The sequence below is a fragment of the Streptomyces sp. NBC_01261 genome, assembly GCF_036226385.1.
GTDB lineage: Bacteria > Actinomycetota > Actinomycetes > Streptomycetales > Streptomycetaceae > Streptomyces.
Window position 1 is genome coordinate 6701617 of sequence record NZ_CP108463.1, and the last position, 18578, is coordinate 6720194.

Below are 18578 nucleotides of genomic sequence, written 5' to 3' on the forward strand. Positions count from 1 at the left end.
CTGTCGCGGGCGGCGGCACCACGCCGCCCGTGTCCGGCGGCGCCCAGCCGCGGCCTGCGGCGGGTGCGGGGCAGCCGCGCCCTGCGGTGAGTGACGGCTGGGCTCAGTCCGTGCCGCCCGCAGGCCCGGCCCACACCCCGCCCTCCTTCCACGAGATGTGGCGTGAGCTGCGGCCCATCGGGCGGCACGCCGACTCCGGTGGGTATCGACGGTTCGCCTGGACCGGTGCCGACGCCGAGTGCCGGGACTGGTTCAAGGCTCAGGCCGAGGCTCGCGGGCTGACCTACGAGCTCGACCGCAACGGCAACCAGTGGGCCTGGCTCGGGGATCCCGCCGCCGGGGACGCTGTCGTCACCGGGTCGCATCTCGACTCGGTACCCGATGGCGGGGCCTTCGACGGGCCCCTCGGGGTCGTGTCCTCCTTTGCCGCGCTCGACGAACTGCGGGGCAGGGGAGCGGAGTTCACCAGGCCGCTCGCCATCGTGAACTTCGGTGACGAGGAGGGGGCCCGCTTCGGGCTCGCCTGTGTCGGGTCGCGGCTGACCGCCGGGCAGCTCACCGTCGAGCAGGCGCACCGGCTGACCGACGGCGACGGGGTCACGCTGCCGCAGGCCATGGCGGCGGCCGGTTACGACGCCGACGCCATCGGCCCCGACCCCGAACGGCTGGCCCGTATCGGCGCGTTCGTCGAACTCCACGTCGAACAGGGCCGCGCGCTGGACCTGTCCGGCGACCGGGTCGGCATCGCCAGCGCCATCTGGCCGCACGGGCGGTGGCGGTTCGACTTCCGGGGCGAGGCCAACCACGCCGGTACGACGAGGCTGACGGACCGGCGGGACCCCATGCTGTCGTACGCCGAGACCGTGCTCGCCGCCCGCCGCGAGGCCCAACTCGCGGGCGCCGTAGCGACGTTCGGGAAGATCGCCGTAGAACCGAACGGCGTCAACGCCATCCCCTCCCTGGTGCGCGGCTGGCTCGACTCCCGCGCCGCCGACCAGCGGACCCTCGACACCGTGGTCACCGGCGTCGAGAAGGCGGCCCGCGAGTACGCGGAGGCGCACGGCGTCGACCTGGACATCGTCCGGGAGTCCTTCACCCCGGTCGTCGAGTTCGACCACGCCCTGCGCGACGAACTCGCCCGGGTCCTGGGGAAGGCGAACGGCGAGGACACGCATCTGAACGTCCCCGTCCTCGGCACCGGTGCCGGACACGACGCCGGAATCCTCTCCGGGAGCATCCCGACCGCCATGCTGTTCGTGCGCAACCCCACGGGCGTCTCGCACTCCCCGGCCGAGTTCGCGGCCGAGGACGACTGCGTGGCCGGGGTGACCGCACTCGCCGACGTACTGGAAGGGCTGGCCTGCAGGTGACGCACCCCACCACGCGGACGTACTGGCTGGAACACGCCTGGCTCGACACCAACGTCGAGCCGGGCGTCGCCCTGGAGGTGACGGACGGCCGTATCACCGCCGTCCGCACCGGAGTCGACACCCCACCCCCCGGCGCCGAGCCCCTCCGGGGCCTCACCCTCCCCGGCCTCGCCAACGCCCACAGCCACGCCTTCCACCGCGCCCTGCGCGGCACCGTCCAGGTCGGCTCCGGCACCTTCTGGACCTGGCGGGAGTTCATGTACTCCTTCGCCGACCAGCTCACCCCGGACACCTACCACGCACTGGCCCGCGCGGTGTACGCCGAGATGGTGCTGGCCGGGATCACGGCGGTCGGCGAGTTCCACTACGTGCACCACGCTCACGGCGGCACCCCGTACGCCGACCCCAACGCCATGGGCGAGGCCCTCGTCGCCGCCGCCTCCGAAGCCGGTATCCGCATCACCCTCCTCGACACCGCCTACCTCTCCTCCGGCTTCGGACAGCCCCCCAACCGCCACCAGCTCCGCTTCTCCGACGGAAGCGCGGACGCCTGGGCCGAACGCTGTTCACTTCTCAAGGAACGGGATCACGCGAGGATCGGTGCCGCCATCCACTCCGTACGGGCCGTGCCCGCACGGGAGTTGGCGACCGTGGCGAGGTGGGCCGAGGAGCGCCGGGCCCCGCTCCACGTGCACCTCTCCGAGCAGACCGCCGAGAACGACGCCTGCCGCACCGCCCACGACTGCACGCCGACCCAACTCCTCGCCGACCACGGGGTGTTGGGCCCCCGCACCACCGGCGTCCACAACACGCACCTCACGGACGAGGACATCGCGCTGCTGGGGCGCTCGGGCACCGGTACCTGCATGTGCCCGACGACGGAACGGGACCTGGCCGACGGCATCGGCCCGGCGGTCGCCCTCCAACGAGCCGGCTCACCCCTCTCCCTCGGCTCCGACAGCCACGCGGTGATCGACCTCCTCGAAGAGGCCAGAGCGATGGAGCTGAACGAGCGCCTGCGCACCCGCACAAGAGGTCACTGGACGGCGGCGGCACTGCTCCGCGCGGCCTCGGCCGACGGCCACGCGGCGCTGGGCTGGGAGGAAGCGGGCACGCTTGAGGCAGGCGCGCTCGCCGACTTCACGACGATCGCGCTCGACTCGGTCAGAACAGCGGGGCCGGTACCCAGGCTCGGCGCCGAGACGGCCGTATTCGCGGCGACGGCAGCGGACGTACGGCACACGGTCGTGGGCGGCCGGCACGTCGTACGCGACGGGGCGCACGCGCTCGTACCGGACGTACCGCAGGCGCTCGCCGCAGCCGTCGAAGCCCTGCGCGCGTAGAGCCGACCGCCGACCCGCGCACGCACGAGGCCACGATCCCCCGCACCCACGAGGACACGATGAGCAGCACCAGCACCAGCACCACCGTCATCACCAACATCGCCACGCTGGTCACCAACGACCCCTCCCTCGGTGACAGATCTCCCCTCGGTCTGATCCAGGACGCGGCCGTCGTCATCGACGGCGACCGCATCGCGTGGACCGGTGAAACAAGCAAAGCACCCGCCACTGACAATCGGGTCGACGCCGGTGGGCGGGCGGTCCTGCCCGGCTTCGTGGACTCCCACTCGCACCTCGTCTTCGCGGGCGACCGCACGCAGGAGTTCAACGCCCGCATGTCCGGGCGGGCGTACAGCGCGGGCGGCATCCGTACGACGGTCGCGGCGACGCGCGCGGCGAGCGACGCGGAACTGGAGGCGAACCTCACCCGCTACCTGACCGAGGCCCTCCGTCAGGGCACCACCACCTTCGAGACGAAGTCCGGCTACGGCCTGACGGTCGCCGACGAGTCCCGCGCCCTCCGCATCGCCGCCGCGCACACGGACGAGGTGACGTACCTCGGCGCGCACATCGTCTCGCCCGACTACGCCGACGACCCCGCCGCGTACGTGTCCCTGGTCACCGGCGAGATGCTCGACGCCTGCGCCCCGCACGCCCGTTGGATCGACGTGTTCTGCGAGAAGGGCGCCTTCGACGGCGACCAGGCGCGCGCGATCCTGACGGCGGGCAAGGCGAAGGGCCTCCACCCCCGCATCCACGCCAACCAGCTCTCCTACGGCCCCGGCGTCCAACTCGCCGTAGAACTGGACGCGGCGAGCGCCGACCACTGCACCCACCTCACGGACGCGGACGTGGACGCGCTGGCGAGCGGCGCGACGGTCGCGACGCTGCTCCCCGGCGCCGAGTTCTCGACCCGCGCGCAATGGCCGGACGCGCGCCGCCTGTTGGACGCGGGCGTCACGGTCGCGCTGTCGACGGACTGCAACCCGGGTTCGTCCTTCACGTCCTCCGTCCCCTTCTGCGTCGCGCTCGCGGTACGCGACATGGGGATGACCCCGGACGAGGCGGTGTGGGCGGCCACGGCGGGCGGGGCGGCGGCGCTACGACGGGACGACGTGGGGCGGGTCGCGGTGGGGTCGCGGGCGGACCTGATCCTGCTGGACGCGCCCAGTCATGTGCATCTGGCTTATCGGCCGGGGGTGCCGTTGGTGAGTGGGGTGTGGCGGCAGGGGGCACGGGTTGTCTGACTGACGTCGGGACTCGGGACTCGGGGCTCGGCGGAGGGACGGGGCGTTCGGCCGCCATCTTGGAGTTCGGACCTGCCCTGGCAGGCGGATGGCGGCTCTGAGAAACCCGGTAACTCTGCCCTGACTACGGGGTGTTGGGGCTCCCGGCGCACAACGCGTGGTCGATCAGGGCGCTGGCCGCGTTCTCCTGGGCGAGGATGTGGTCCAGGGTGTCGCCGCGGGCCTCGGACATGGAGACCACGGCGCTTCGACCGCCGGTGCCCGTGACGCCGTTGAGGGTGATGTAGCCGCCGTCTCCGCCCTCGTGACTCCAGTAGGTTCCTCCGCAGCTCAGGGGGCGTTCGGCCAGGCCGAGTCCGTATCGGCCGCCGGGCCACAGCAGTTGGACCTCCGCGCTCACCGGGACGGTCCGCTTCATCTCGGCGAGTTGCCGCGGCGGCAGCAGGTGGCCGGCGAGCAGCGCGCGGAGGAAGGTGTTCTCGTCGCGGGTGGTCGTGACGTAGGAGAGGTTCTCGTGGTCCACCGGTATCTGCTCGGTGACGTCCACCAAGGAATCGGGCCCGAAGAGCTGATAGGCCTTCGCGTGCGGACGAGGCAGGGTGGACGAACTACCGCCCCAGCGGGTCTGGTTGAGACCAAGTGGACGGAGAATACGGTCGTCGATCTCCTGGTGGGCGGGCTGACCGGTGGCCTTCTGGATGATGGTGTCGAGCAGGACGTAACCGGTGTTGGAGTAGCTCCAGCCCTCGCCCGGTGGGAAGTCCGGCGCGTGGGTCATGGCGCGGGCGATCAACTGCTCGGGGCTGTAGACGTCGTAGCGCTGCTCGTAGTACTCCTCCGGGGTGGTGTATCCGGGGAGGTCGTCGTGGATTCCGCTGGTGTGCTGGAGCAGTTGGCGGATGGTGATGCGGGTGCCGTCGTTGCCGTTGCCCCGCACCACGCCCGGCAGCCAGTGGTCGACCGTGTCGTCCAGCGACAGCCTGCCCTCGGCCTCCAGCTGGAGCACCACGGTGGCGACCAGCGTCTTGGACGTGCTGGCCATACGGAAGTAGCCGTCGGATCGGACCGGCCGGCCGGTGTCCAGGTCGGCGGTACCGCTGGTGGCGACCGACTGCCTGCCGTTCGGTGCGACCGTGCGGGCCTGGACCCCGCTGACACCGAGGGCGTGGATCGCCTCGGTGTCCTGACGCAGCTGTTTCGCGGGGGAGGGGGTGGTGGGTTGGGCTACGGCGGTGCCGGTCGCGGCGGCCAGCAGGGTGGCGATGCCGAGGGCCAGGGTGAGGGGCTTGTGCGGGGCCGGAGTCATGGCTGAACGCTAGGTTCGGGGTCCGGTGGGGGGCGATCCGGTGTGCCTCAGGATCGGGGTGGGGGATAGCCCCCGGGCGAGGGCGTGCTCAGGTGATGGTTCGGGCTGACTTGAGTTCGCGTATCAGGTGGGGCAACGGGGTTTGGGTGATGATGAGTTGGGCGTCGGGGTTTTCGCTTTCGCGGAGGTGGAGGGTGGTTGGTGAGGGCGCGCCGAGGGGTGGGCGGCTGCCATTCCGCGTACCTCCCAGCGGCGTCAGATCGACGTCCCCGTCCCCGTCCCCGCCGACGTCCGCGACCGCATCCTCGCCTCCGCCGATCTGGACGAACTCGGTACCTGGTTCGACCGCTCCCACGAGGTCGCCGACGCGCGGGAGTTGTTCACCGAGGGGTCCTGAAGCAGCGGGTTGATCCGCCGGGGCCTCACCCCGTCGTCCCCTCGCCCGGCGGACGCTCGCTCCATCGCCCCGTCCTACCACCGCACCCCGAAAGCCGAGCCCGTTTTCTCAACCTCCCGTCAAACCGCCCGTCCAACCTTCCGTGAGGCGTCGTAGCGACGCCCGCGCCGGCGGACCCCACGTCGACTTGCCCCCGGGCCGCCCGTGGTCGCCGGCATGGCCGATATGGAGGCCGCCGAGGGCGCGCAACACCGCACAACCCCGTGCACGGCGCAGGGTCGCGGTGTCGGCAGCCGGACGGTAGGCCTCGTGGAAGACGTCCGCCGCGCCGTCGGGCAGCAGGATCCACGCGGCGGCGAGGTCGTAGGCCGGGTCGCCCGCGCAGAGGTCGCCGAAGTCGATCACACCGGCGAACGTCCCGTTCGTGGTCAGGACGTTGGCCGGATGCAGGTCACCGTGGAGCCACAGCGCCGGGCCCGCCCACTCGGGTGCCGCTACGGCGTCCTCCCAGACCGCGCGGACGGCGTCCGGGTCGGGGACCAGCCCCAGTTCGGTGGCCGACGCGAGCCCGTTCGCGAAGCCTTCGGCGTCGTCGGACAGCGGGCCCCCGCGGCCCCGACCCTCCGACGCCCCCTCGGGCGCGGGGCGATGGAGCGCGGTCAGGAAGGCGGCCAGCGCTACGGCCGCTTCCGCGCCGCGCGTCACGGGGGCACGGTCGGCGGGCTCGCCCGGTACCCAGGTGGTGATGAGCCAGGGCCGCGGGAACCGTTCGGAGGGTTCACCCAGGAGCTGCGGGACCGGGACCGGCAGTGGAAGGTGCGGAGCGAGACCGGGCAGCCAGGCGTGTTCCTTGCGCAGCAGCGCGTCCGCGGACTCCGTCGCCCACGGCAACCGGACGGCGAGGTCGTTGCCGAGCCGCCACACCTGGTTGTCCCAGCCGAGCGCGCCGAGCTTCAGGGGGCGGTCCGCCAGGTCGGGGTACTGCTCGCGCAACAGATCCCGGATCAGGGCCTCGTCGATGTCCACGATGTCCGTCTCGGTGGCTGTCATGCGCGACAACCGTAGTCGGGAGGCGAGTTGACCGAAGGCCGGCCGGCGCTCCGAACGATCCGAAACGGACCGGGAACAGCCGGAGCGCGGCGCACGCACACGCGCGCCGCGCTCAGCACAGGCAGGGGAAGACCGGCTCCCGGAGAATCAAGTCGGGGCCTACTCCTCGACCGTAAGTCCCTTGCGCAGCCGCACCAGTGTCCGCGACAGCAGCCGCGACACGTGCATCTGCGAGATGCCCAGCTCGTCGCCGATCTCCGACTGCGTCATGTTGGCGACGAAGCGCAGGGAGAGGATCTGCCGGTCCCGGGACGGGAGTTCGGCGATCAGCGGCTTCAACGACTCGACGTACTCGATGCCTTCGAGCCCGTGGTCCTCGTAGCCGATACGGTCCGCGAGGGCGCCCTCGGAGTCGTCCTCCTCCGGCTGCGCGTCGAGTGAGCTGGCCGTGTAGGCATTCGACGCCGCCATGCCCTCGACGACCTCCTCCTTGGAGATCTTCAGGCGCGCCGCCAACTCGCCCACGGTGGGGGCGCGGTCGAGTTGCTGGGCCAGTTCGTCGCCGGCCTTGGCCAGGTCGAGCCGGAGTTCCTGCAGTCGGCGCGGGACGCGCACGGACCACGAGGTGTCGCGGAAGAAGCGCTTGATCTCACCCATGATGGTTGGCATCGCGAAGGTGGGGAACTCGACGCCGCGACTGAGTTCGAAGCGGTCGATCGCCTTGATCAGGCCGATGGTGCCGACCTGGATGATGTCCTCCATCGGTTCGCTGCGCGAGCGGAACCGGGAGGCGGCGAACTTGACCAGCGCGAGGTTGAGTTCGACGAGCGTGTTGCGGACGTACGAGTACTCGTGCGTGCCTTCTTCGAGTGATTCCAGCCGCTCGAAGAGGGTCTTGGAGAGCGCCCGCGCGTCGACCGCGCCGATCTCGTCGTACGGGGGGATCTCGGGGAGCCCCTCGATGGGATTGGGATCCAGTTGTGCCGGTGGGGGTGTCGACGTCGCTGTCGGGGTAGGCGATGCGTCGAGCCGGGGTGACATGGCGTCCTCCATCGTTCTCGGCATATGGCTGCCGAAGCCGGTGCGTGCACTGCGGAGTGCGGCGCCTCCAAAGCCGGTCGTGTCCATCGGTCGGTCGTTTCGACAGTCGGGTCGGCATCCGGTCGGTAACCGGACTTGTCCGTCGTATCGAATGTCCAAATACTTGTCTCTACTAGCCCTACCCGTTTTCCGGAGCCCGCCGCAAGTGCACTGTGCCCCTATATGTCCCTTTACGGGCGGTTGTTCGGGTGTTGGAGAGTGTGAGGAAGGCGTAGTGTTCCTGGGCGAACGTCAATAGCCACGACCTCGGGAGAGAGAGACGGCATGGACCGCGGGACGGTCGGCAGCGCACAGTCTGGCCGGCTTCTGGTCGAGGTGCGGAAACAGGGCCTCAGCGCTGTCGTGACACCGGCGGGTGAGTTGGATCACCACACCGCCGATCTGTTGCGCGAACCGCTGGAGGACCTGCTCGCCCATGGGGACGCACGGCTCGTCGTGGACTGCTCACGGCTGGAGTTCTGTGACTCCACGGGCCTGAACGTGCTGCTCGGCGCGCGCCTGAAGGCGGAAGCCGCAGGGGGCGGGGTGCACCTCGCGGGGATGAAGCCCGCGGTGGCGCGCGTGTTCGAGATCACTGGGGCGGAAGCGGTCTTCACCGTCCACGACACCCTCGGGGCCGCCCTCGCCGACGAGTCCGGCTGAGTCCCGTTCTCCCCCGTGCGACCGGCAGATTCCCCGTGCCTCGTCTTCCGTGCCGAGTAAGGGGTGTTTTGCCGGTTCGCTCGGGCAGGAGAACATCTGAACCTGTCGAGACCCCGAGCGACCACATCGCTCCTGATCCACGTACTGACTCTTGAACACGTACCGACTCTTGAATCGTGAACCGGTGAATCGGTGAGGTGAAGCGCTGATGAGCACCACCCGGCCCTACCCGCCGGGCGACCGCCCGGAGTCCGGTGGCGCCGCGGAGGCGCCCGCCGGAGGCGCTGCCGTGCCGTCCGTCGGGGACGACGCCGAACCGGCCGCGGGCCGGGACACCCGCAGGCTCAGTTTCGCGGGCGAGAGCGGGGTCGTACCGCTGGCCCGCGACTTCGCCCGCCAGGCCCTGTACGCCTGGGGCTGGCTGCCCGCCGAGGGCGCCGACCGGCGCGCCGCCGCCGAGGACGTGCTCCTCGTCGTCTCCGAGCTGGTCACCAACGCCTGTCTGCACGCCGAAGGCCCGGACGAGATGTGGATCACCTGCGAGAACAAGGTGATCCGGGTCGAGGTCTCCGACCGCGGCACGGGCCAGCCCGCCCCCAGAACCCCGCACCGCGCGGGCCGCCCCGGCGGCCACGGCATGTTCATCGTGCAGCGGCTCTGCCTGGACTGGGGCGTCGTCCGCGCCCCGGGAGTCACCGGCAAGACGGTCTGGGCGGAGCTGGGCGCCCCCGCCTAGCCCGCCCCCGTCTAGCCCGCCCCCATGGAGCCGATCGGCGAATCAGCTGGTCGGCTGTTCCATGGAGCCGAGAAATTCCTCTCCCCGCCCCCCCGGGCGGATCCCCTCCCGAGCGCGGGGAGGAACGGCCCGCCACCCCGGCGAACCCCGTGCCATCCCGGCGGACCCCACGCCCCGCCGACCGGCCGCCCCCGTCATCGGGCCGGAACGAGACCGTTCTACGGCGGTACGCGACCGTTTCCGCGGCCGTACGACCCCGGGACCGGTGAAGGCGTGGTGGCACCGCGAGCACCCTCCCGCCCACGCCCCGCGGGATCACCCCCGGGGCGATGCGTGTGCCCCGCCTCGAACAGCATCAGCGGGCCGACGGCGCGGTCGTGGTGCCCGCGATGCCGCGCCGCTGGAGCCTGCCCGACCGGCTCGGCTGACGCCGACCTCGGGTTACCTCCGGTCACCCCATCCACTTGTCGACCTTTTCGCACACGCTGGATCGTCACAACTCCGGCGTGCGCCTTGTCTTCCCTCCTCACGACCCCGGGCGTACCTTGACGGCCGATCTGATGTGCCGTCAGGAATGAGGGGACCGTGTCGTACCAGAAACGAACCGCAGCGCTCGCGTCCGTCGCGGCCCTGGCCGGCTCGGCGGTATTCATGGCCGCCCCCGCAGCCCGGGCCGACGTGGTCGACGTCAACTACAAGTGCCAGACGCCCATCGGCGTCAAGACCGCCGTCTCGCCGATCGACATCAAGGGTGTCAAGAGCGGCAGCGGCTACCAGCTCACGATGTCCTGGCAGAAGGGCGTCTCCTCCAGCCCCGTCGAACTCGGCAAGGGTGCGATGAGCCCGAGCGCCACCATCAAGCTGGGCGGCGCGGACAGCGGCACGGTCGCGGTGTCGGGCCCCGCCAACCAGGCCGCGATCCCCGCCAACACCCCCATCAAAATCAACGACTTGACGGGTACGTACACCCCGAAGGCGTCCGGCAAGGTCACGTTCACGGCGGCCGTCCTCACCATCAAGGCCCTCGGTACGACGACGACCTGCACCCCCACCAACAGCCCCGGCCCGTCCCTCACGCTCGACGTCACGGCGGCGGGCGGCTCGTCGGGATCCAGCGGCTCGACGGGCTCGACGGGCACGACGGGCTCGACGGGCACGACGGGCTCCACCAGTTCCGGCACCGGTACGGACTCCGGCGGCACGCTCCCGAAGACCGGCCCCGACGACTCGGTCATCGCCCTCGGCACGCTCGGCGGCACGGTCCTGCTCGCGGGCGCGGCGGGCACCCTGTGGCTGACCCGGCGCAACCAGACGGCCCGCGCCCGCCGCTGACAGCCCCCGCAAGCCCGCTGGAGCCGCCCATGATGTCGTCGACCGCCCGCGTCCTGTGTCTGTCCCTCCTAGCCCTCCTGGCGGCCACGCCGACCGCAACGGCCGCCGGGGGATGGACCGTTGCGCCCGCGGGCGGCGGACGCCCGACGTTCTACGCCGAGGGCGAGCCCGGCACGACCCTCCAGGACACGCTGTCCGTGACCAACCCCACCACCCACCCGGTCACCGTACGACTGCACGCCACGGGCGTCCCGATCACCTTCGCCGACACGGGAGTCGGGGTCCCGGCCCGCACCCGGGCGGACATCCCGTTCACGGTGAACGTCCCGACGACCGCGGCCCCCGGCGACCGGACCGCCACGATCACCGCGCGCGACACGCAGGGCCGAGAGGCGAGGGTACGACTCCAACTCCACGTACGCGGACCGGCGTTGTCGGCCCTGACCGTCGAACACGTGGCGGTCCACGGCGACCGCATCACCTACGACCTGGTCAACCGCGGCACCACACCCCTCACCCCGAACCTCGCCGTCCACGCCACCGGCCTCTTCGGCACCCTCCTGGACCGCACCTCCCGCGCCCTCCCCGTCCAACTCCCGCCCGGCCAACGCCTGAAGCTCACCGAACCCTGGCCCGACCACCCCACCCTGGACGCGGTCCACCTACGCCTCACGGTCACAGCGACAGGCGGCGCCCACGACACGGCGAACGTGTCGACACGGTTCGTGCCATGGGAAGCGGTGGCGGGTACCGGCGCCGCGCTGACGGCCGGGGCGGCCCTGCTTCTCGTACGCCTACGCCTACGACGTCGACGGCACCGTACGGATGAGGACGATGCGACGGCCGAACACCCGTACACGCAGACCGAGTTGACGGGAGCGGCGATGTGAGCGGCAAGGTGCGGATTCCGGCGCTGGTGGCGGTACTCGCGCTGCTTCTGCTGCCGTTGGCGGGGACGACGTCTGCCGCGGCGGCGGGCGGGCCGAGCGTGAAGCTCTCCAAGTCGCAGGCGGGGGCGGGCGGTTCGATCACCGTCTCCGGGAGCGGCTGGCGGCCGCACGCCCTGCTGATGATGCTGATCTGCGGACAGGCGACGCCCGCACGCGGGGTGATCGGCGGCACCAACTCCTGTGCGAACGCGAACGGCAGAGCCGTGACGACGGACGCCAAGGGCGTCTTCAGCAAGAAGCTGCCGGTGTCCGAACCGCCGGTGCCGTGCCCGTGCGTGGTGCATGTGGCGACGGTGACGGGCGCGAGCGCGTCGGCGGACACGGTCTTCCAGGTGGCCGGACACGCAGTCGAACCCCTACCCGCGGAGCCCTCCGCCGGACGTCTGTCGGTCCTGTCGGACACCCGGCTGGACGGTTCGAGCGGGCTGCTGACCTGGTTCGGGGCACCACCGTCCCGCACGCTGGTCTTCACCGTGGGCAACGCAGGTTCGTCCCCCGTCAAGAACCCCGTGTTCCAAGTCGGCACCTCCCACGGGGTGTTCGCGCCGCAGTGGGACGACCAGCAGTTCAGCGGCACGATCGCGCCCGGCGGAAAGGCGGAGATCAAACTCCCCGTCGAACTCTCGGCCGGCGCGCACGGCGACTACACCGTCTCGATGAAGTACGGCGGCCGGGTGCTCGCCGAACAACCGTGGGGCGTGGGCCGCCCCTGGGGCGTGACCCTGTTCTGGATCCTGGTCTGCGTGGTCGTACCGGCGGCGGTGTTCCGCATCGGGATGGCCGTGGTGGACCGCCTACGGCCACGCAAGGCGGCCCGCAGCATGGGCCCGCCCCGGCACCGGGGCCTGCACGTGCCTGCCCAAGTCACCCTGCGCATGCCGAAGTTCGGCAAACCGGCCGACTCTCAGGAAGCTGCCGCCCCTACGACCTCGACCCTGCCGTGGTTCACCCCGGACTCGGATCCGGGCACGGCGGCCGGTCGACTCTCCGCACCGCACGACGACAGCCCGACGAGTCCGACGACTCCCACCAGGAAGGGACTTACGTGAGCAAGCGAAGGAGAGTCATACCGGTCGGCGGAGGCGGTGTACGGAGAGCGGGCGCGGCCACGTTCGCGCTGGTCCTCGGCGGTGCGGGCCTCGCGCTCGGCCTGACCGCCGGGACCGCGCAGGCCGCCGAGGTGTCCTACGCCACCCACTGCGTGCCGCCCGCCGGCATCGACCCGGTCGACGGCACCACCAAGGTCGAGATCACCGCGCCCGCCACGGCGAGGGTGGGCGACACGGTCGACGTCGTCTGGAAGTTCACCCAGGCCGCGTCCAAGAACCCCGACATCATCGACCTGCCCGCCAACTCGGTCCAGCCGTCCGGGATTCTGAAGGCGGGCGGCGCACAGACCGCCGACATCGCGATGCTGGGCCCGCGCACGAACCCGGCGATTCCCAAGGGCGCGGTGATGACCCTGTCCGACATGAAGGGCACGTTGAAGCTGACGACGGCGGGGTCGGTGACGCTGACGCCGGACGCGTACACGGTCAACGCGTTCTCGACGGACACGAAGTGCGCACCGACGGCGACGGTCTCGCCTTCGGCGACGATCAATGTGACGGCGGGGGACGGCAGTTCGTCCAGCACGTCCCCAACCCCGTCGGACTCGACATCGGCTTCAGCATCGGCATCGGCATCGGCATCGGCATCGGAATCAGCCTCGCCCAGCGACTCGGCATCGGCGAGCTCCAGTGACGGCACCGGAACCGGTCAGACGGACTTCACCGGCAAGGAGGTCTCCGTCCCGTACGCGTGCAAGACGCCTATCGGTGACAAGAACGCGACCTCGCCCGTGCAGATCAACGCCACGAAAGACGGCGGGAGTTACGACCTCACCGTGAAGTTCAACGGGTCGGTGATGGACAGCCCGGCGGACATTCCGGCGGACTCCGTGAAGCCGTCGATGGAGGTGGTCCTGGGCGGCGCCGACAAGGGCACGGTCCACGTGGAGGGGCCGACCAACTCCGCCGCCATCAAGTCCGGCGACCCGATCGCGATCCCGGACCTGACGGGCACATACAAGCCGGGCGCGAGCGGTACGTCGACACTGTCCCCCGGCGTCCTCACGGTCAACGCCCTCGGCACGACGACCACTTGCACCCCCACGAAGTCGGAGGTCTCGCTGACCCTGGACACGACGGAACAGGCAAGCGGCGCGTCCGGCGGCTCGTCGACATCGGGCGGTACGTCAACGTCGACATCCACTTCAGGGGGCTTGGCGGAGACGGGCTCGGACAGCCACGGCGGCCTGAAAGCGCTCGGCCTCGTCTCCGGTACGGCGATCCTGCTTGGCGTGGCGGTGTTCACGTTCATGCCGGGACGGAGGCGACTGCGCTGACAAGTACGGGTTGGCTGCCCGCTTCTTGGTCAGTGTCGGGATTGCGGGAGCCGAGTAAAGGGCGCTCCCTGCGGTCGCGTCGGCTGTGCCGATTCCGCTGCGCTCCACCCTTGACTCGTCTCCCGCAATCCCGTGGTGAGAAGCGAGCGGGCGGCCCCGAGGGATGGGTGGCCCGGGTACGCATCCCCCCACCTGTACTGCGTTCCGGGCCGGGGTGTGGGGGCGCGCTGCCGTCTCGCCAGCACGCCGGGCGGGCTCAGCGGCCAACCCCCGGCGGGTCGGCGGGTGGGTGCGGGAAGCCGGGGGTAAATCCAACCACCGTGGCAGGATTTTACTGGTGAGAGATGACCCCGGCTTCCAGAGAAGAGTGGGCCGGGTCGAGGTCGGCGCGCCGGCGTCTGGCCTGCACGTCGGTTCGGCTCAGCGGCCACCGGCCAACGGCCGGTGGGGGGGGGGGTGGAGGCTGTGGGTAAAACTAACCGGTGTGGTGTGCCGTTACCGGTTAGAAAAGACCCCGGTTTCCAGCGAGGGTGGGGTCGGGGGCGAGGTGGCGCGCCGGCGTCGCGCCCGCACGCGGGGCCCGTTCAGCGGCCACCGGCCGGTGTGGCACGCGGGGACCAACGTCACGGGCATCGGGTCCTGGTCGACAGGCTGTGGCTGATGGGCAGTTCCGGGCCGTAGGCATGGCGGAAGGCTCCGGACTCCGGACTCCGGACTCCGGACTGGTTCCGGGCGGCGGCCCGGGCGATGTCCCGAGTGGTGGCCTGGACGGTGAATCCCCGTCGACCGGTCTGCCTTCCCCGGGCCCTGGGGTACCCGGTCCGCAGCAATGTGACACTCGAAGTGGAAGTGTCACACTTCCCGGACCCACCTCCCCCCTCCTGACCCCGGCCTCCGGTCCTGCCCCTTCGGGAGGCCGGAGTCTTTCCTAACCGGCCAAAGGTCAGGACGGTGGTTAGATTTACCCCCGGCTTCCACCAACCACCCACCCATCCAGGGTCGGCCGCTGAGCCGAGGCACGGCGTGAGGGCGAGACGACAAGACGCACCCCCATGCCCCATACCCCATGCCCCCGTGCCCTGTGCCCTGTGTCCTGTGCTCCCGTGTTCTCTCCACTCCACCTGCCGATAGCCGCTGAGCCGGCCCGGCGTGCAGGCGAGACGCGAACGCACCCCCTCGCACCGTCCCGGATCAACCCAAGGCGGCAGTCCCCACCGCACCTCCCACCCCGCCGGCCGTTGGCCGCTGAGCCGGCCCGGCGTGCTGGCGAGACGCGAATGCGTCCCCGCGCACCGGCCCGGATCAGCCCGAGGCGGCGGTCACCACCCGCACCTCCCACCCCGCCGGCCGTTGGCCGCTGAGCCAGCCCGGCGTGCAGGCGAGACGCGAACGCGCCCCCTCGCACCGGCCCGGATCAGGCCAGGGGGCAGGCGCCACCGCACCTCCCACCCCACCGGCCGTTGGCCGCTGAGCCGGCCCGGCGTGCAGGCGAGACGCGAGCGCGCCCCCTCGCACCGTCCCGGATCAGCCCAGGGGGGCAGTCCCCACCGCACCCTCCCACCCCACCGGCAGATAGTCGCTAAACCAGCCCGGCGTGCTGGCGAGACGCGAATGCGTCCCCGCGCACCGGCCCGGATCTGCCCAAGGCGGCGGTCACCACCCGCGCCTCCCACCCCACCGGGCGATAGCCGCTGAGCCGGCCCGGCGTGCTGGCGAGACGCGGACGCGTCCCCTCCACACCGGCCCCCGACGCAGTACAGACAGGGGCCCGCCCACCTTGGCCACCCGTCCTTCCGGGCCGCTCGCTCGCTTCTGGAACGGGCTGGAGCGGCCCTAGTCAAGGGTGGAGCGCAGCGGAATCGGCGCAGCCGACGCGACCGCAGGGAGCGCCCTTTACTCGGGACGCGGAAGCACGACACTGACCAAGAAGCGAGTGGCCCAACGTTCACTGGAAAGCGCCGGGGATGGGAAAGAGCCGCCGTATCCCGAAGGATCCAGCGGCCCTTTGGCGCGTTGCCGTAGACGCATGTCAGTGGACGTCGCCCATGAGTTCCCTGACCTTCTTGCGGTACATCCAGACCGCCGCGCCCGCGAGGACCGCGAGGGCCGCTTCGAGGGTGACGATGCCTGTCTTGTTGAGGTTGACGCCGGCGATGGAGAGGAGGCCTGTCGTGGCGTCGCCTGCCGTGACCGCGAGGAACCAGACACCCATCATCTGGGAGGCGTACTTCGCGGGGGCCATCTTCGTGGTGACGGAGAGACCGACGGGGGAGAGGGTCAGTTCGCCGACCGTCTGGACGAAGTAGATCGCCACGAGCCACATCGCCGCCGCCTTGTGACCGCCGTCGGCGATCGCGAGCGGGGCCAGGAAGAGGAAGAAGGACGCGCCGATGAGGACCAGGCCCATCGCGAACTTCGTCGCCGTGCTCGGCTCCTTGCCGCGGCGGGCCATGGCCAGCCAGGCCCAGGCGAAGACCGGGGCCAGGGCCATGATGAGGACCGGGTTGACCGACTGGTACCAGGAGACCGGGAAGTGCCAGCCGAAGACGGTGTTCTTCGCGGAGGAGTCGGCGAACAGGGACACCGTCGAGCCGCCCTGGTCGTAGATCATCCAGAAGACGGCCGCGGCGACGAAGAACCAGATGTACGCGGACATCTTCGACTGCTCGGAGCGGTCGAGGTCCTTGTCGCGCTTGATGCGGGCGATGACCAGGACCGGGATCAGCAGGCCGGCGATGGTGATCGGGACCAGCAGCCAGTTCAGGGTGTAGTGGCCGGAGAAGCCGACGATCGCGTAGAAGACGACGGCGACGGCAGCCCACAGCGCCGACTTGCGCAGCGTGGCTGTCTTCTCCTCGGCGGACAGCGGCGTGGGGACGATGTCCGAGCGGGAGCTGAGGTGACGCGTGCCGAGCAGGTACTGGGCGAGGCCGATGGCCATGCCGACCGCGGCGAGCGCGAAGCCGACGTGCCAGTTGAAGTTCTCGCCGACGGTACCGATGGCCAGCGGCGCGGCGAACGCGCCGATGTTGATGCCGATGTAGAAGAGCGTGAAGCCGCCGTCGCGGCGCGGGTCGTCCGGGCCGTCGTAGAGGTGGCCGACCATCGTGGAGATGTTGGCCTTCAGCAGACCCGAGCCGATCGCCACCAGGCCGAGGCCCGCGAAGAACGTGCCCGAGGACGGGAGGGCCAGGGTGAGGTGGCCGATCATGATGATCACGCCGGCTACGGCGACCGTCTTGCGGGGGCCGAGGACCCGGTCCGCGAACCAGCCGCCGGGGAGGGCGAGCAGGTACACGAGCGACAGGTACACCGAGTAGATCGCGGTCGCGGTGGCCGCGTTCATGTGCAGGCCGCCCGGTGCCACCAGGTACAGCGGGAGGAGAGCCTTCATGCCGTAGTAGGAGAATCGCTCCCACATCTCGGTCATGAAGAGAGTGGCCAGTCCGCGGGGGTGGCCGAAGAAGGTCGTCTCGGAACCGGGGGTGCCCGGAGTCACCGAGTCCTTCGTCAGGCTGGACGCCATGGTCGTTCCTTGCTGGTTCGGGACGCGCGTGCAAGAGCGGTCGCGCGCCCGGTGGGGGGCGGCCGGCACCGGCGGGATCTGCACATCCGTCCCCACGCCCTCGGGGAGTGCGCCCCGGGTCACCCGGCCACAGGTCATTCCTTTCAAGGCTGGCGACAGCCAGCCCGCACACAAAAGAGACCTTCAGCTGTAAATGCTCGCCAAAGGTCCCCGGTGTTGCTACAGGCGTTCAGGTCACCATACGGCAGGACACCGCCGGAAATGGAAGGACTTGAGACATCGATCACAGGGTGAAGTGGAACCGTGGTCGACTTTTCGAAGGTGAATACAAGGATCACATCCCACAGGCACAGGTTCGGACCAGATTCTTCACCGCTGCGGATCCGACTTGCCCGAAGGTAAGAATCACTCGTGGCGATCACACCCCGACCGCTGTCCGAGGCGGACTACCATCACCTCATGACCCGTGTACTGCTCGCCGAGGACGACGCGTCCATCTCGGAGCCGCTGGCCCGCGCTTTGCGACGGGAAGGTTACGAGGTCGAGGTGCGCGAGGACGGACCGACAGCGCTCGACGCCGGCATCCAGGGCGGCATCGACCTGTGTGTCCTGGACCTGGGCCTGCCCGGCATGGACGGCCTGGAAGTGGCCCGCCGACTGCGCGCCGAGGGCCACACCGTCCCCATCCTCATCCTGACCGCGCGCGCCGACGAGGTGGACACCGTCGTCGGCCTCGACGCGGGCGCCGACGACTACGTCACCAAACCCTTCCGGCTCGCCGAACTGCTCGCCCGTGTCCGGGCCCTGCTCCGGCGCGGCGCGGCCGAGCCCGCGCAGCCGCCCGCCACGCACGGCGTCCGTATCGACGTCGAGTCCCACCGCGCGTGGATGGGCGACGAGGAACTCCAGCTCACGGCCAAGGAGTTCGACCTGCTGCGGGTGCTTGTGCGGGACGCCGGGCGGGTGGTGACTCGTGACCAGTTGATGCGCGAGGTGTGGGACACGACGTGGTGGTCGTCGACCAAGACCCTCGACATGCACATCTCCTGGCTGCGGAAGAAGCTCGGTGACGATGCGGCCAACCCCCGGTACATCGCGACGGTGCGGGGTGTGGGTTTCCGGTTCGAGAAGAGCTAGGTCGGTTTACGCGCGTCATCGCCATGGTGGCTTGGGTGGGTGCGGGGGTGCTGGC

Annotated in this window: 14 protein-coding genes; 10 read left to right on the forward strand and 4 right to left on the reverse strand. The window is 70.6% G+C overall.

Annotated elements, in window-relative coordinates; all coding sequences use genetic code 11:
• Window positions 1–155: 155 nt before the first annotated feature.
• From OG226_RS29875 to hutI, 3 genes are read left to right on the forward strand one after another with little or no spacing between them, the layout of a single operon-like run.
• Window positions 156–1370 carry an allantoate amidohydrolase gene (locus OG226_RS29875; RefSeq protein WP_328686466.1) on the forward strand — a complete coding sequence of 405 codons (1215 nt, stop codon included), beginning with the start codon at window positions 156–158 and terminating at the stop codon, window positions 1368–1370.
• Complete coding sequence (locus OG226_RS29880) at window positions 1367–2713, forward strand: formimidoylglutamate deiminase (protein WP_329350570.1); 1347 nt, start codon at window positions 1367–1369, stop codon at window positions 2711–2713. The genes OG226_RS29875 and OG226_RS29880 overlap by 4 nt, the downstream gene beginning before the upstream one ends.
• 59 nt (window positions 2714–2772) lie before the next feature.
• Window positions 2773–3960: an imidazolonepropionase gene (hutI, locus tag OG226_RS29885; RefSeq protein ID WP_329350571.1), complete on the forward strand. Its 1188-nt coding sequence runs from the start codon at window positions 2773–2775 to the stop codon at window positions 3958–3960.
• A gap of 124 nt (window positions 3961–4084) precedes the next feature.
• On the opposite strand, the gene OG226_RS29890 is transcribed toward hutI, so the two are convergent.
• From OG226_RS29890 to OG226_RS29900, 3 genes are all read right to left on the reverse strand, one after another.
• Entirely contained in the window at window positions 4085–5266 is a 1182-nt protein-coding gene (locus OG226_RS29890; protein ID WP_329350572.1) for a serine hydrolase domain-containing protein, read from the reverse strand.
• Between the two features lie 505 nt (window positions 5267–5771).
• Window positions 5772–6713 (reverse strand): aminoglycoside phosphotransferase family protein, encoded by a 942-nt coding sequence (locus tag OG226_RS29895; RefSeq protein WP_329350573.1) that lies wholly within the window; start codon window positions 6711–6713, stop codon window positions 5772–5774.
• A gap of 159 nt (window positions 6714–6872) precedes the next feature.
• Window positions 6873–7754: an RNA polymerase sigma factor SigF gene (locus tag OG226_RS29900; RefSeq protein ID WP_329350575.1), complete on the reverse strand. Its 882-nt coding sequence runs from the start codon at window positions 7752–7754 to the stop codon at window positions 6873–6875.
• A gap of 324 nt (window positions 7755–8078) precedes the next feature.
• On the opposite strand from OG226_RS29900, the gene OG226_RS29905 reads away from it, so the two are divergent.
• The 6 genes from OG226_RS29905 (at window position 8079) to OG226_RS29930 (ending at window position 13860) form a co-directional block, all read left to right on the forward strand.
• Window positions 8079–8456: an STAS domain-containing protein gene (locus tag OG226_RS29905; RefSeq protein ID WP_328682846.1), complete on the forward strand. Its 378-nt coding sequence runs from the start codon at window positions 8079–8081 to the stop codon at window positions 8454–8456.
• A gap of 208 nt (window positions 8457–8664) precedes the next feature.
• Window positions 8665–9192, forward strand: coding sequence for an ATP-binding protein (locus tag OG226_RS29910; protein WP_328682847.1), 528 nt, complete (start codon window positions 8665–8667; stop codon window positions 9190–9192).
• Window positions 9193–9777: 585 nt separating this feature from the next.
• The gene (locus OG226_RS29915) at window positions 9778–10524 is read left to right on the forward strand and encodes an LPXTG cell wall anchor domain-containing protein (RefSeq protein ID WP_328682850.1); all 747 of its coding nucleotides are present in this window, start codon (window positions 9778–9780) and stop codon (window positions 10522–10524) included.
• A gap of 32 nt (window positions 10525–10556) precedes the next feature.
• A complete protein-coding gene (locus tag OG226_RS29920; RefSeq protein WP_329353547.1) occupies window positions 10557–11414 on the forward strand; it encodes a COG1470 family protein in 858 nt (285 codons plus the stop codon).
• Complete coding sequence (locus OG226_RS29925; protein ID WP_329350577.1) at window positions 11411–12523, forward strand: hypothetical protein; 1113 nt, start codon at window positions 11411–11413, stop codon at window positions 12521–12523. The genes OG226_RS29920 and OG226_RS29925 overlap by 4 nt, the downstream gene beginning before the upstream one ends.
• Complete coding sequence (locus OG226_RS29930) at window positions 12520–13860, forward strand: hypothetical protein (protein WP_329350579.1); 1341 nt, start codon at window positions 12520–12522, stop codon at window positions 13858–13860. Before OG226_RS29925 ends, OG226_RS29930 begins: the two co-directional genes overlap by 4 nt.
• Before the next feature lie 2029 nt (window positions 13861–15889).
• Here the strand turns inward: OG226_RS29930 and OG226_RS29935 are convergent.
• Entirely contained in the window at window positions 15890–17386 is a 1497-nt protein-coding gene (locus OG226_RS29935; RefSeq protein WP_329350580.1) for an oligopeptide:H+ symporter, read from the reverse strand.
• A gap of 459 nt (window positions 17387–17845) precedes the next feature.
• Here OG226_RS29935 and OG226_RS29940 point away from each other — a divergent pair, with 459 nt between their 5' ends.
• On the forward strand, window positions 17846–18523 hold the full coding sequence (locus OG226_RS29940) for a response regulator transcription factor (protein WP_174447603.1): 678 nt from the start codon (window positions 17846–17848) through the stop codon (window positions 18521–18523).
• The last annotated feature ends 55 nt before the right edge of the window (window positions 18524–18578 follow it).